At 66.8% G+C, this 13668-nt stretch carries 12 protein-coding genes; 3 read left to right on the top strand and 9 right to left on the bottom strand.

The genetic code is table 11. The annotated features are described in order from the left end of the window. Window positions 1-142 precede the first annotated feature (142 nt). Both EVU97_RS00965 and EVU97_RS00960 read right to left on the bottom strand, forming a co-directional pair. The gene (locus tag EVU97_RS00965) at window positions 143-793 is read right to left on the bottom strand and encodes a response regulator transcription factor (protein WP_129662752.1); all 651 of its coding nucleotides are present in this window, start codon (window positions 791-793) and stop codon (window positions 143-145) included. Beyond that, the gene (locus tag EVU97_RS00960; RefSeq protein ID WP_129662750.1) at window positions 790-1980 is read right to left on the bottom strand and encodes a hypothetical protein; all 1191 of its coding nucleotides are present in this window, start codon (window positions 1978-1980) and stop codon (window positions 790-792) included. Before EVU97_RS00960 ends, EVU97_RS00965 begins: the two co-directional genes overlap by 4 nt. Window positions 1981-2202: 222 nt before the next feature. Here EVU97_RS00960 and EVU97_RS00955 point away from each other — a divergent pair, with 222 nt between their 5' ends. Further along, window positions 2203-2958 (top strand): CHAP domain-containing protein, encoded by a 756-nt coding sequence (locus EVU97_RS00955; protein WP_129662748.1) that lies wholly within the window; start codon window positions 2203-2205, stop codon window positions 2956-2958. Window positions 2959-3091: 133 nt separating this feature from the next. On the opposite strand, the gene EVU97_RS00950 is transcribed toward EVU97_RS00955, so the two are convergent. The 3 genes from EVU97_RS00950 to EVU97_RS00940 all read right to left on the bottom strand — a co-directional run bounded on the left by EVU97_RS00950 (window position 3092) and on the right by EVU97_RS00940 (window position 7100). Next, window positions 3092-4792 (bottom strand): FAD-dependent oxidoreductase, encoded by a 1701-nt coding sequence (locus EVU97_RS00950; protein WP_129662746.1) that lies wholly within the window; start codon window positions 4790-4792, stop codon window positions 3092-3094. Between the two features lie 151 nt (window positions 4793-4943). Beyond that, window positions 4944-5894, bottom strand: coding sequence for a methylmalonyl Co-A mutase-associated GTPase MeaB (gene meaB, locus EVU97_RS00945; RefSeq protein WP_240730083.1), 951 nt, complete (start codon window positions 5892-5894; stop codon window positions 4944-4946). Between the two features lie 6 nt (window positions 5895-5900). Further along, on the bottom strand, window positions 5901-7100 hold the full coding sequence (locus tag EVU97_RS00940) for an acetyl-CoA C-acetyltransferase (protein ID WP_129662744.1): 1200 nt from the start codon (window positions 7098-7100) through the stop codon (window positions 5901-5903). A 70-nt stretch (window positions 7101-7170) separates the two neighbouring features. Between EVU97_RS00940 and mce the strand changes: the two genes are divergently transcribed. Beyond that, the gene (gene mce / locus EVU97_RS00935; RefSeq protein ID WP_129662742.1) at window positions 7171-7620 is read left to right on the top strand and encodes a methylmalonyl-CoA epimerase; all 450 of its coding nucleotides are present in this window, start codon (window positions 7171-7173) and stop codon (window positions 7618-7620) included. A 639-nt stretch (window positions 7621-8259) separates the two neighbouring features. On the opposite strand, the gene EVU97_RS00930 is transcribed toward mce, so the two are convergent. The 4 genes from EVU97_RS00930 to EVU97_RS00915 form a co-directional block, all read right to left on the bottom strand. Then, window positions 8260-8883 (bottom strand): recombinase family protein, encoded by a 624-nt coding sequence (locus tag EVU97_RS00930; protein ID WP_047312997.1) that lies wholly within the window; start codon window positions 8881-8883, stop codon window positions 8260-8262. A gap of 118 nt (window positions 8884-9001) precedes the next feature. Further along, on the bottom strand, window positions 9002-9820 hold the full coding sequence (locus EVU97_RS00925; RefSeq protein ID WP_017836498.1) for an AAA family ATPase: 819 nt from the start codon (window positions 9818-9820) through the stop codon (window positions 9002-9004). Beyond that, window positions 9817-11217: a Mu transposase C-terminal domain-containing protein gene (locus EVU97_RS00920; RefSeq protein WP_165357825.1), complete on the bottom strand. Its 1401-nt coding sequence runs from the start codon at window positions 11215-11217 to the stop codon at window positions 9817-9819. Before EVU97_RS00920 ends, EVU97_RS00925 begins: the two co-directional genes overlap by 4 nt. Before the next feature lies 1 nt (window position 11218). Continuing rightward, window positions 11219-11821, bottom strand: coding sequence for a recombinase family protein (locus EVU97_RS00915; protein WP_047311302.1), 603 nt, complete (start codon window positions 11819-11821; stop codon window positions 11219-11221). A 332-nt stretch (window positions 11822-12153) separates the two neighbouring features. On the opposite strand from EVU97_RS00915, the gene EVU97_RS00910 reads away from it, so the two are divergent. Continuing rightward, complete coding sequence (locus tag EVU97_RS00910) at window positions 12154-13653, top strand: MFS transporter (RefSeq protein ID WP_047310238.1); 1500 nt, start codon at window positions 12154-12156, stop codon at window positions 13651-13653. The last annotated feature ends 15 nt before the right edge of the window (window positions 13654-13668 follow it).

Here is a 13668-nt window from a genome sequence, read left to right as displayed (position 1 = left end):
GCGGTTAGCGGGCGGCGGTCTCGAGGGTCTCGATCCACTGGTGCACCAGCGGCACCCTCACCGGAGGCGGATACCACCCCTGCGGACACACGTCGGCCTCTCACCGCGTCTCTCGCGAAGGCGGCCAACGCCCGGATCCCCGTCAGTCGTCGAGGAGGTCTCCAGGCCCCAGGCCGAACTGCCGTTCGATGTCAGCCGGCGTTGCTGACTGCAAGTAGCGCGCAAACTTCTCGTTGACCGCGTCCATCCGGTCACGCGCGGAACCGATATTGATGTAGAGCTGGCTGGCGATGTCGGCCCACCCGATGCCGCGAGCGCGCAGACGGAGCACCTGTCGCTGCTTGTCAGTAATGTCCGGCAGCTCACCGTGCCGCTGGAGCACCTCAGCAACCCCGACAAGCGAGCGGCTGATCACGAAACCCCCGGCTGCCACCCGGTCGACGTTCTCCGTTGTTTCGGCGGGCGTGTCATATTTGTGCGTGATTCCATGCGCACCCGCACGCAGGCACAGGGCGAGCACCAGGTCGCGTGTCTCCTCGGTGTAGATACATGTAACGAACCTGCGAGCAGCCAGGGCACGAATAGCTTTTCGCCCCTGCTGCACCCCAACCGACGCCCCGGTGGCGAGCTTCAGATCGACCAAGACGACATCGACATCCACCGGGTCGTGCAGAAAGCTCTCGGTGTCCGAAAACGTCCGCACGACGTCGAGCCCGGGGTGCGCGATAGCGAACCCGGAACGGACGACCGGCAGATCGTCGATGAGGGCGACGCGCGTGCGGGATGCGCTCATCGGCTTTTCCCTGCGATTGTGACAAGCGTTCCTCGCCCGGGCCGAGACGTCAGTCGGACCCTGATGTCGCACGACGCCAACGCAGCGAACACCTGCTCCTGAAGACCGTATCCAAAGATCGAAGGCCTGGGTTCGAAGCCGACGCCGTCATCGTGCACCGTGAGTTCCCAACCGTAGTCGTCCTGCTCCGCATGCAGTGTCACGTGGCGCGCGTTCGCATGAATCCGAACGTTGTACAGCAGCGTTGTGATCGCCCTCTGCAGTAACAACGCCGATTGCTCGGACAGAGTGACCTCTTCTGCCAGCGCCGTATGAACCACGAGAGGGAGATCCGTGAAGTCGTCAGTGGCCGCCAGCACTACATCCGCCAACGTAGCCGGCACGTCCACGGCCTCGTGAGCGGCGTCTCGGATCAGGTACGCGCGCAACCGCAGCGACTCCTTGCGCGCCTGCCGTCGCAGTGCCGGAAGCGCCGACTCCGGCGTGTCCTCATCCGCGAGCATCCGCAGCACACCGCATGCGTCGTGAACCTGCAACCGATAGCGCTCCAACTCCAACCTCTTGGTCGCGTCCACCATTTGCTGATGGAGCGTGTCGAAACTGGCGCCGAGGCGGCGAAGATAGGCGGCGCCCATCGCCGAGGCCACTCCGAACAGCACCACATTGGCCGCCGAACTCACCGCTACCGCCAAGGTTTTGGTATCGGTCAGAGCGGCTGCCAGCACCAGGGCAGCTGCAATTGTGCTCGAGACGAGGAGGGAGCGCTTGAGAGAACGGAGCCACCCGGCTGCCACAGACGACGCGTTGATCGCGTACGGAAGGTCGAAATGGCCCAGAACCCACGACGAGTTTCGTGACGACACGGAGGTGCACACGACTATGGCCAGGAAGCACGTGAACAGATCTGCGATGCCCCACGGCCTGGAACGTAATCGTGCCGTCACCACCGTCTTCGCGCACAGTCCCATCGACACGACCACGGCCAGCATTGCGGCGCCGAGATAAGGAAACGATAGGGCGCCGTTTGCATTGCTGAACGTGATTGGGGCGATGATCAGCGCGGTGATCAACACCACGCCCCGCACGCCCACGGCCACGACCGCAATGGTCGCCTCAGCCGCGGCCCTGGCTCGGCCATCAGTCCATGTTCCCGCGAGTTGGACCGGTCGCAGGAGGGATGTCAGCACCCGCCCATTGTGCTGTCCTCCGTGATTCATGGGAACCCCCGATTTCGCTGGTATCACCACCAGGCGACTCGTCAGGTAGTCGCTACCGCGACCAATGCCAGGTCGCGGCACCCACGGTTCGTCCGGTTTTCAGCGCGCGCCACGCGGGAGATTCTGAATTCGCAGCCCCTCCCCCGAACGGGGGTTCCGAGACGCGGACGGGGTAACGAGAAGGAGACAGCCATGAAGACGATCCGGATTGGGCAGGGCAAGGCACGGACGGCAGCGTTGCTGGCCACCTCCTCGCTCGTGATGGCCGGCGCGCAGATCGGGGTGGCAGCGGCGGCCCACGCGTCGACCACCAACGACACGGTGATGACGAACACTCAGAGGATGACCGGCCCCACGCTGAACACGACACAGGCCGGTTGGTACAGCGCGGGCAGCCACCTGAACCTGCAGTGCTACACCCGCGGCCAGGCGGTCAAGGGCTACTACAGCAAGTACATCCCCGGTGGGTGGGACAACCTTTGGTACAAGGTCAGCGATGGGTACTGGGTCGCCGACGTCGACATCAACACTGGCTCGAACAATCCGGTCACTCCCGCGTGCCCGACTTCCGGACGTGCGATGGGTCAGAGGATGAACTCCAACACGGGCGTGGCAGGCCAGTGCACATGGGGTGCGTTCGAGCAGTGGCGTGCGGCGACCGGCTACTACCCCTACATTTCTGGTAACGCGAAGGACTGGGCGAACAGTGCTCGCTCCCGCGGGTGGACTGTGGTTGCCGACGCGCAACCGCGTTCCATCGTTGTCTTTCAGCCCTACGTTCAGGGCGCGTCATCATACGGACACGTCGCCTGGGTCACCGGAACGCAGCGTCGCGCCGACGGCCTCTACGTCACGTTCACCGAGATGAATGGCACGGCTGGTCCCTTCCGTTGGGTCACGCGAACCGTCAAGGACGTTGTGGGTATGTCCTACATCCTTGCGCCTTAGTCTCCCTGCGGCCCGGCGCCCTCAAGCGTCATCCCGAGACGTGCGCCCTTCCGCTGAGGCAGGGCGCACGTCTCGGCGCCGCGATTTCTGTGCTTTCACGAGGCCCCAGCGCGGGTCTCAGACCAGGAAACGACTACACCCCCGAACTCCCGAGAGCTGTCCCAAGCGCCTCGATCCATTGGTGCACGAGCGGCACCGCGGCCGCACCCTCACCGGAGGCGGAGGCCACGCGCTTCATCGACCCGGCGCGGATGTCACCCGCGGCGAAGACGCCCGGCACGCTCGTCGCCTGCGGTAAGGGCGGCAGGCCTTCGCTCCAGAACTCGGCCGGCACATCGCGGCCGGTGAGCACGAAGCCCCGCTCGTCGCGCGCGACGGTGCCGTCGAGCCAGTCGACGCACGGGTGCGCGCCGAGCAGGAGGAACAGCCCGCAGGCGGGAACCGTCAGCTCCTGGTCCTTCTCGTTGAAGCGGATCGTCACGTGCTGCAGCCGATCGGTGCCGCTCGCCCCGACGATCTCCGCATTGGTCTTGACGACGATTCGCGGGTTCGCCTCGATCTCGCGGATGAGGTAGTCAGACATCGTCTCCGCGAGCCCGTCGCGACGCACGACGATGCTGACGGAGCGCGCGAAGCGTGAGAGGTGGATGGCGGCCTGGCCCGCCGAGTTGCCGCCGCCGACGACGAGGACGTGCCCACCCTCGCACTCGCGGGCAGCCGACGACGCCGCGCCGTAGTACACGCCGCGTCCGACGAAGCCTTCGACCTCCTCGACGCCGAGGCGACGGTAGGCCACGCCCGTCGAGATGAGAACGGCGCGGGCGCAGACCGGCCCGTCGTCGGTCTGGAGCACGTGCGGTTCGCCGCGATAGCCGGGCGTGAAACCGGTGACCTCGGTGGCCGAGTAGATGCCCGCGCCGAACCGGGTGGCCTGGAACCGCGCGCGCTGCGCGAGGCGCATGCCCGAGATGCCGCGGGGAAAGCCCAGGTAGTTGCGGATCATCGAGCTCGTGCCGGCCTGGCCGCCCACGGCGTCGGCCTCGATGACGGCTGTGCTCAGCCCCTCGCTCGCGCCGTACACCGCGGCAGCGAGGCCGGCCGGGCCCGCCCCGACGATCGCAAGGTCGACGACGTGGCCCTCGCCCAACTCGTCGACGGTGGCGCCGAAGGCGCGCCCGAGCACACGGACGTCAGGGTTGGCGTGAACCTCGCGCTCGGCGATGCGCACGAGCGGATAGGCGATCTCGATGCCCTGCGAACGCGCCATCTCGAGCGTCTTGGCTGCGTGCGGAGCGTCCGGCGGCCAGACCCCCATCGGGATGCCCTGGCGGTCGAGGAAGTCGCGCAGCACCCCGACGTTGGGGTCGCCTGCGGGCGCCACGATGTTGACGAGCTCGATCTCGGGGCCACCCGCCGACCACCCCCAGTCCGAGAGCAACTCGGTGACGGCGGTGTGAAACTCCTCGTCGCGCGGGCCGCTCGGCAGCAGGAGTGCGGCCTCGATCTGGCCGCTGATCTGCGCGACGCGCTGCTCCTCCACCGCCCACGGTTCGCTGCGCAGGCGCACCATGACCCGCTTGGCCGCCGGCATGACGGCATGCAGGCACTGCAGCGTGACGAGGCCCGTCGCGTCGCCCACCTGCGTCGTCGCGGCGAACATCGCGACCGGGATGCCGCGCGCGTTGAGGCCCTGCGCCATCGTCATCGATTCGCTGAGCGTCGTGGCGAGTTGCAGGTCGTACTCGGCAGCGTAGCGGTGGGCGAATTCGTCCCGCATCTCTTCGGCGTGCTCAGCGGCCGCGATGAGCATGATGACGGGCGTACGAGGCTTCATCCTCCAAGTCTAGGCACCGGCGCCGACAACCCCGGTATTCCGCGGAATCAGAGCTGATACCGGCAGGCGACGCACGTCAGAACTCGCTTTGGCGACGCCTCGCCGTCATGGGCTCTCGCGCGGTTTCGGACGCGCATCGAGCCCCTCACCCTCAACCCGCGACGGCCTGCGCCGCGGCGTAGGGGTCCAGAACCCCTCGAGCGACAGCCTCAGCGAGGTCGTCGAGCTTCACCTCGGCATTGGGGCGTTCCCAGCGCTCACGCAGTCGCCGCACCGCCAGCTCTTCGATCTCGCCCGCGGCCCGACGTCGGCGGCGCAGGCTCAGCTCGTCGTGCTCGAGCATCCACGCCCGGTGTGCCTCGACGGCCGCGACGACGTCCTCGACTCCCTGCGCCTTCTCGGCCACCGTGGAGACGACCTCCGGGCGCCACTCACCGGGTTCACCCGACATGCCGAGCGAGATCATGTGCCGCAGATCGCGCACCGCCGCAGGCGCACCGTCCCGGTCGGCCTTGTTGACGACGAAGAGATCACCGATCTCCAGGACGCCGGCCTTCGCGGCCTGGATGGAATCACCGGCACCGGGCGCGAGCAGGACGATCGTCGTGTCCGCGAGGCCCGCGATATGCACTTCCGACTGTCCGACGCCCACGGTCTCCACGAGCACGATGTCGAAGCCTGCTGCGTCGAGCACCCGCAGAGCCGCCGGGGCAGCGGCCGAGAGGCCCCCGAGGTGCCCCCGCGTCGCCATCGAGCGCACGAACACGCCCTCGTCTCCCGCATGCCCGACCATCCGGATGCGGTCGCCCAGCAGGGCGCCACCGGAGAAGGGCGAACTGGGGTCGACCGCAAGGACGGCCACCGTCTTGCCGTCCTTGCGGTAGGCCTCGACGAGCGCGTTCGTCGAGGTCGACTTGCCCACCCCCGGCGGCCCGGTGAGGCCGACGATCTGCGCCCGACCGGTGTACGGCGCGATGGCGGCGCCGATCTCCGCGAGCTTCGGGTGGCCGTTCTCGACGCAGGTCAGCAGCCGCGCGAGCGCACGCCTGCTGCCGTCGCGCATCTGCGCGACGAGCTGGGGCACGTCGATCTCGCGCGGCACGGCTGATCAGCCTTCCGCGGCCACGCGCAGGACGAGCGCGTCACCCTGTCCCCCGCCACCGCAGAGCGCAGCGGCTCCGACCCCGCCACCACGACGCTTGAGTTCGTGGGCCAGCGTGAGAACGAGACGGGCTCCGGACATGCCGATCGGGTGGCCCATGGCAATGGCGCCGCCGTTCGGGTTGACCTTCTCCGGATCCAGGCCGAGTTCCTTGGTGGACGCGAGGCCGACGGCCGCGAACGCCTCGTTGATCTCGACGACGTCGAGGTCGGTGGGCGCAAGGCCGTCCTTCTCACAGGCGGCGGCGATGGCGCGCGCCGGCTGGCTCTGCAGCGTCGAGTCGGGCCCGGCGACGACGCCGTGAGCCCCGATCTCGGCGAGGATCTCAAGCCCCAGCTCCTCGGCCTTCGCCTTGCTCATGACGACGAGCGCTGCGGCGCCGTCGCTGATCTGCGAGGCCGAACCGGCCGTGATCGTGCCGTCCTTACAGAACGCAGGACGCAGCTTGCCGAGGGACTCGGCCGTCGTGTCGGCGCGCACCCCCTCGTCGTTCTTGAACTGCACCGGCTCGCCCTTGCGCTGCGGGATCTCGACGGAGACGACCTCGTCGTCGAAGTACCCCTTCTCCCACGCGGCGGCAGCCTTCTGGTGCGACGCAGCGGAGAAGGCGTCCTGCTCCTCGCGGCTGAACTGCGCCTCGCCGCAGTTGGCCTGCTCCGTGAGGTTGCCCATGGCCTGGTCGGTGAAGGCGTCCCACAGGCCGTCGTAGGCCATGTGGTCGCGCATCGACACGTCGCCGTACTTGAAGCCCTCACGCGACTTCTCCAGCAGGTGCGGCGCCTGGGTCATCGACTCCTGACCGCCGGCCACGACGATCTCGAACTCGCCAGCTCGGATGAGCTGGGCGGCGAGCGCCACGGCGTCGAGGCCGGAGAGGCAGACCTTGTTGATCGTCAGCGCAGGCACACTCATGGGGATACCGCCCTTGACGGCGGCCTGGCGGGCCGGGATCTGGCCGGCGCCGGCGGTGAGCACCTGGCCCATGATGACGTAGTCGACCTGATCGCCTGCGACACCGGCCTTCTCGAGGGCCCCCTTGATGGCGAGGCCACCGAGGTCGGAGCCCGAGAAGCCCTTGAGCGAGCCGAGCAGACGGCCCATCGGGGTGCGGGCGCCCCCGACGATGACGGCGGTGGTGTCGGTCATGTCTTCCTCCACATTGAGTTAATCGTCATTAACCAAAGACGCTGTTTCCAGCAAACCATATGGTGGGGTCATGACCGACTCTTTCACGCACCTGTTCGAGGCGATCGACCACGTCGGCATCGCGGTGGCCGACCTCGACGACGCGATCGCCTTCTATCGCGACACGTACGGCATGACGCTCGCTCACGAGGAGACCAACGAGGAGCAGGGTGTGCGTGAGGCGATGCTGAGCGTCGGGCCGGCCGATGCCCCGCACAGCCACATCCAGCTGCTCGCGCCGCTGTCGCCGGAGTCGAGCATCGCGAAGTTCCTCGACCGCTCCGGCCCCGGCATGCAGCAACTCGCCTACCGCGTCGCAGACCTTGACGCGGTGAGCGCGACGCTGCGCGAGCGCGGCATGCGGTTCCTCTACGACGCGCCGAAGATCGGCACCGGCGGCAGCCGCATCAACTTCATCCACCCCAAGGATGCCGGCGGCGTGCTCGTCGAACTCGTCGAGCCGGCGGCTGAAGGACACTGAGGCAGCCCATCGTTTCTACCCCAAGGCTCGGCGTCGTATCAAAAACGTTCGTTTGAGCTACCTCGCGCATCCATTGGACGTGACGGCTAGCGGCGCTCGGCACAATGGGTCTGTGACAAGCGATCCGGCATCCAACACCCCAGACCTCAACCGGTACCACCATCGGGTTGCCACGTTGTCTCGGGATGGCCGCGTGTGTGCCTACCTTGGTTGCGAGGTCGGGGCCATGTGGAACGGACGCCCATGGCCCTTCTTTCTAATGGCATGGCCCGATGGCTCGACTGAACCCCCCGAAGAGGACTACGGTCCGGACTGGCCACTCCTCAGAGAGCTCGAGAGCGGAATTTTCGTGGCAGTCGCTCACCCTTCGGAGCGCAGGCAGCGATCGTTTCTTGGTTTACGCCTAGGCTCGATCGTGACGCGTTGGCCTGACGAGGTGCCCTACGCCGTCACCTGGCTCGGAGCTAAAGACTCCGAAGTGGCCTGGGCAAAGCTCGGACTGAAGTGTGGCGGCTAAACGGCCGGCTGTGCCGAAGCCCTCACTTGCGCAGGGTGAGCAAAACGGTCGTTTTTGATGCCGCTGGGGGATGTCCCAACTGACGGCAACGCCTGAGCTCATCGCTAAGGGTGCCGAAACTGTCACGTGTCAGAGGGTTCTGATACCTCCGAGGCAGTGTTGAAGTCACCGTAAGCACCGTTGCCGGCGATGACGTCGTAGATGAGGCGACGTGAGACGCCGAGTTCGCCCGCAAGCTTGGCCTTGTTGGCGCCGTTTGCCGCTGCCTCGCGCACGTGGGCGATCTGTTCGTCGGTGAGGCGGCGGGCGCGGCCCTTGTACACGCCGCGCGCTTTGGCCAGGTCGATTCCTTCGCGTTGGCGTTCGCGGATGAGGGAGCGCTCGAGTTCGGCGACGGCGCCGATGAGTTGGCGTTGGAACGTCGCGAACGGGTCGGCCGCAGCGTCGGGTGAGAAGGTGAGGCGTTCTTTGACGAACTCGACGCTCACTTTGCGTGCGGTGAGGTCGGAGACGATCTGCTCGAGGTCGATGAGTGATCGCGCGAGTCGATCCATCGACGCGACGCGCAACGTGTCACCGCGACGCACGTAGCGCAACGCATCCGCCAGGCCGGCGCGATCGGCTCGGCTCTTGCCGGATTGGTGATCGGTGAACAGCTCGTCGACCGCCCCGAGTGCCTCTAGTTGCCTGGCTAGATTCTGCGACGTCGACGAGACGCGCGCATACCCCACGATTTGACCCGGCATGTCTAGACCCTACGCGCAACATGAGCATTAAGGCCACCGAGGACCCTATTTGCACGCGAGCCTGTGACTTTCGCTGTTAAATGGCGGTGTTCTGTCGATGCTCAGTGGCGGTCTTTGTTCAGGTGGTGCCGATGACGAGGGTGCTGGCGGCGGCTTCGATGACGTCGTTGGTGATGGTGTCGAGCTCGTTGATCTTCAGGACGCGCTCGATCTGCGGGAAGAGCCGCTCCAGCAGTCGGAAGTTCCCGCGGGTGATGCGGGTGATGGAAGCGATGGCTTGCGCGTCGGTGAAGTCCTCGGGGTCGAGGGTCTTGCCCAGGGAGCGCCAGTGGCGCTGGAGGACGAACAGCAGCTCGTCCGTGCCCAGGGGCCGGTATTGGTGGGCGAAGCCGACACGACTGTAGAACTGCGGGTAGTGGCTGAACTGCTTCTCCAGGCCGGGCATGCCGATCAGGATCAAGGCGATGTTGTCGCGGTCGTAGCGATCGCGCAACAGCTCCAGCGCGGTGGGGCGGAGCCGTTCGGACTCATCGACGATGACCAGCTGCACGTGGTTCCTGCCGTGCCGTCGGCCCCACGTCTGCGGGGTGATCTGACCGACTGCCTCCAGATGCTGCTCGATGCAGATATTGGTGCGGGTGATCGCCTGGTCGAGTTCATCCTTCAGCACCCGTGGGGTGGTGAGCACGCTGGGGGTGTAGAGCACGGTACGACTCCGAGCGAGGGCGGCGTAGATCTTGGCGTCGCTGTCGGCGCGCGGACCCCAATAGGTCAGCAGGTCATAGGCCTTCTCCCAGTGGGCGTAGCGGCGCGCGGAGAGTGTCTTGCCCACCCCGGCCGGTCCGAAGCACAGACCGATGGTGTGGCCGCGGCGGACAGCGTCGGCGAACTCGGTGAAGCGGCGGTGCTCTTTGGTCACGATGAAGCGCTGGCTCACCTCAAGTCCTCCTTGTAGACTTTCAGCTTCCGCTTCGGTGCTGGGGCTGGCGGCTCGGCTGTCGATGGCGTCTCAGTGGTGTGCGCGGCTACGACGGCAATGCGTTCATTGATGCCTTGGCGCAGGGCGCGACGGCGCGCGTTGCGGGCAGCCTGGATCTCCTTGAGACTGATCTTCTCGTCGTGATGGTCCTGGTTGACGGCCTTGCACAGGAACTCGTCGTGGTCGAACACGCGGATCTCAGTGATATCGCGCGGGTCGTAGCGGATCACCACCGGCCGTCCGACGTAGCCGGCCAGTGTCGGGGAGACGTAGCGCAGCCCCTGGAAGCGGATGCCATCACGGCGCACCACCCGGGACTGGGCGACCGTGAGCAGCAGCCCGTCGAGGTCTTCCAGGCTCTCGGGCATGCGCGGCAGCCAGCCCTCGGCGATCCACGCGGTGCGCGGCGAGGCGCCGAGCTCGCTGTGGGTCCGGTCGTTGTAGGTGGCCACGAACCCCTCCACCGCGCTGTCGAGCTCGGCCAGGGACAGCTTCGGCGTCGGCGCGGGATGGCCCTCGGTGATGTGGCCGGGCAGGTCAGCGAGAAGCTCGGTGTTGACGGTGCCGAAGAACCGCTCGATCTTGCCCCGGCCCTGGGGACGGGCGACGGTGGAGTGGATCAGCCGGATGTGCAGGTCAACAGCGGTGCCGGCGAGGTGGCGGCTGATGAAGTCACTGCCGTGGTCGACATAGAGCACGTCCGGCAGCCCGCACATCGGCCACGCGGGGTCGCTCTTGTGCCAGATAGCCTGCCGCAGCGCCAGGGCGGTGTTCATCGCGGACGGCGCACCCAGGAAGACGGTGTAGCCGCAGATCGCGCGGGAGCAGTCATCGAGGATCGTCGTCAGCCAGGGGCGGACTGGTTTGCCGTCGGTGCCCACCACGAGAATGTCGAGCAGCGTGTGGTCACTTTGCCACATCGCATTCGGTTGCTCGGCGTGCCGGCGCAGCACCAGTTCGTGCTTGTCCCGGTAGGACGCCGCGCCCTCCAGGGCTAGGGTGACCATGCCCGGATCGAGGGCACCCGCGATCGAGCGGACCACCCCGTAGGAAGGCACCGGCCACCCTCGGGTACCGCAGATGTCGGTGACCTTGCGGTGGATCGTGGCGATCGCGGGCCGGGGCTTGCTGAGCGCCAGGCCCTCGATCAACCGCACGAGCTCCCCGGGCAGATGGTGGGCGCCGGCGTCCGAGCGCTGGCCTGTCTCCAGGCCCGCGTACCCGTCGGCACGGTAGCGGGCGTGCCAGCGCTCCAGGGAGCGCAGGCTGATCCCGGTCTCCCGGGCCAGGGCGCTCAGCGGGATACCGTCCTCGACGTGCAGCCGCAGGATGCGCCACCGCGCCGGCCCGTCCACCTCACACCTGCTCGGCGACGGCCTCGCGGGCACGGGCCGCCTGCCGATGGCGATAGAGCGTCGCCCGGGACCAGCCGACGAGTCGGGCGGCGTCCTCGGCGGTGCGGCCCTTCGCGCGGGCATCGCTCGCGATTTCGAGCTTCTCCGCGATCACGGCCGGGTCGACCGGGGGTCGGCCGAAGCGGGTGCCGTTCTGCTTCGCCGCGGCGATCCCCGCATTGACGCGTTCGGTGATCAGCTCGCGCTCATACTCGGCCAGGGTCGCGAGCATGCCCAGCATCATCCGGCCCGATGTCGTCTCCGGGTCGATCCCGTCCGAGACCGATCTGATCTTCACGCCCTGGCCGCGCAGCAGCGTGACCGTATTCAGGACGTCGAGCAGGGACCGGCCCAGCCGGTCGATGCGCCACACCACCACCGTGTCGCCGTCCTCGGCGTAGTCCAGCAGACGTTTCATCCCCGGTCGCTCGATCGCGGTCCGGCTACCCGAGGTCACATCGGAGAACACGTCCCGCTTCTGCACCCCGCCCTCCACCAGCGCATCGACTTGCAGCTGCGCGTCCTGCGTCGCCGTGCTCACCCGCGTATATCCCAGAAGCCTCATACCCCCAGCATGGTGCAGAAAGTCCTGGAAGTCACCGCCTTGAGGCACTTTCCGTCGAGACGACTTCGCAAGACAATCCCGAGAGCGCGTTCACGCAGGAAGCGAACCTGAGGCCGACCACCCGCTGAAAGTCTCATAAACCTGTACCCAACTGAGGCACCAGCTCGTCCGGTTTTGCCTGCATCGAAGTGCCGCGCCTTCGCTCTAAAACCTTCCAAGCTTCGCCGCCCGCACGCCATGCATAGCGCGCGCCGTGAGTCTCTCCCTCCGTCGACTTAACTACACCATCCATTTGGTACAGTTATGTCGTTCACGACGAGGGGAAGACGCGCATGTCCGCGATGACGAAGAGGCGACGCTGGTCGCTGCTGGTGACGGTTGGAGCAGGTCTGCTGCTGATCACCTTGGATAACTCGATTCTCTACACGGCCCTGCCGACGCTGACTGAGGAACTGCAGGCTTCGAACACACAGAGCCTGTGGATCATCAATGCCTACCCCCTGGTGATGGCGGGGCTGTTGCTGGGCAGCGGAACCCTGGGGGATCGCATCGGCCACACGCGGATGTTTGTTGTCGGCCTGGTGATCTTCGGGTTGGCGTCCCTGCTCGCAGCGTTGGCGCCGTCGCCCGAGGTGCTGATCGGTGCACGCGCTGTGCTCGCTGTCGGTGCGGCAGCGATGATGCCGGCAACCCTGGCACTGATCCGCACGTACTTCACGGTCGAGCGCGAGCGGAATTTTGCGATCGCGATCTGGGGCAGCCTGTCGGTCGTCGGGTCCGCTCTCGGTCCGATTCTCGGCGGCACGCTGCTCGAGTTCTTCTGGTGGGGCTCGGTGTTCCTGGTGAACGTGCCCGTAGTGGCGCTGGCGCTGGTTGCTACCTGGTTGATCCGCCCGGCCAATGACCCGGATCCTTCGAAGCGCTGGGATGCCGTGTCTTCGATACTGGTGATGATCGGGCTCGTCGGAACGGTGGTGGCCATCAAGGAGATCGGCCACGCGCCCCCGTCTGTCGCGACCATTGTTGTTGCGCTGCTCGTTGCTGCCATCGGGTTCTGGCTCTTCGTGCGCCGTCAGCGGCGCCTGGAGAATCCGCTGCTGGAGTTCTCCATCTTCCTCAACCCGGCGTTCAGTGCTGGCGTGCTCGCCGCGGCGTTCGCGATGTTCGCCATCGGTGGCATCCAGCTTGTCACCACGCAACGTTTCCAGCAGGTCGTCGGCTTCAGTCCGCTGGAGGCTGGGCTTTTGGTTGCCGTGATTGCCGTGGGCTCGTTGCCGACAGCGCTCCTGGGTGGTGCCTTCTTGCACCGTGTCGGGCTGCTCGCGCTGATCACCGGTGGTCTCGCCGTCGCCACCGGCGGCGTCGTGGTGACGGTAGTCGGGTTCCAATCATCCTTCGGCGTGCTGGTTCTCGGCCTTCTGGTGACGGGTGCCGGTCTCGGAGCTGCCATGTCGGTCGCTTCCACCGCCATCATCGGGAACGTGCCGGTGCGCCGTGCAGGCATGGCCGCTTCCCTCGAAGAGGTCTCCTACGAGTTCGGCAGCCTCATCGCCGTGTCCGTGCTCGGAAGCCTGCTCACGGCCATCTATACCGCCAGTGTTGTCCTCCCCAACGGTGCACCGGCGGCGGCTGGTGACGGTATCGCTGAGGCACTGGAGGCGGCGCAGGGAGACGCCGCCATCATTCAGGCGGCCTCCACGGCCTTCGACTCCGCGTACCTCGTTGTGATGCTAGTCGTTGCCGGCGTCCTGGCAGCGGCCGCTGTCATCACGGGAGTGCTGCTGCGTCGGTACCTGCCTGGCACGCAGTCACAGCTGCACTCCGAGCACTGACCACGAAAGGACCGC

The sequence above is a fragment of the Dermacoccus sp. 147Ba genome, assembly GCF_004151355.1.
GTDB classification, from domain to species: domain Bacteria; phylum Actinomycetota; class Actinomycetes; order Actinomycetales; family Dermatophilaceae; genus Dermacoccus; species Dermacoccus abyssi.
This window is presented reverse-complemented; position numbering and strand designations above follow the sequence as displayed.

Coding starts and splice junctions, on each gene's coding strand:
- EVU97_RS00950 (WP_129662746.1), bottom strand. CDS start 4,792: ATGAAGCCTCGTACGCCCGTCATCATGCTCATCGCGGCCGCTGAGCAC.
- mce (WP_129662742.1), top strand. CDS start 7,171: ATGACCGACTCTTTCACGCACCTGTTCGAGGCGATCGACCACGTCGGC.
- EVU97_RS00930 (WP_047312997.1), bottom strand. CDS start 8,883: ATGCCGGGTCAAATCGTGGGGTATGCGCGCGTCTCGTCGACGTCGCAG.
- EVU97_RS00965 (WP_129662752.1), bottom strand. CDS start 793: ATGAGCGCATCCCGCACGCGCGTCGCCCTCATCGACGATCTGCCGGTC.
- EVU97_RS00910 (WP_047310238.1), top strand. CDS start 12,154: ATGTCCGCGATGACGAAGAGGCGACGCTGGTCGCTGCTGGTGACGGTT.
- EVU97_RS00915 (WP_047311302.1), bottom strand. CDS start 11,821: ATGAGGCTTCTGGGATATACGCGGGTGAGCACGGCGACGCAGGACGCG.
- EVU97_RS00955 (WP_129662748.1), top strand. CDS start 2,203: ATGAAGACGATCCGGATTGGGCAGGGCAAGGCACGGACGGCAGCGTTG.
- EVU97_RS00940 (WP_129662744.1), bottom strand. CDS start 7,100: ATGACCGACACCACCGCCGTCATCGTCGGGGGCGCCCGCACCCCGATG.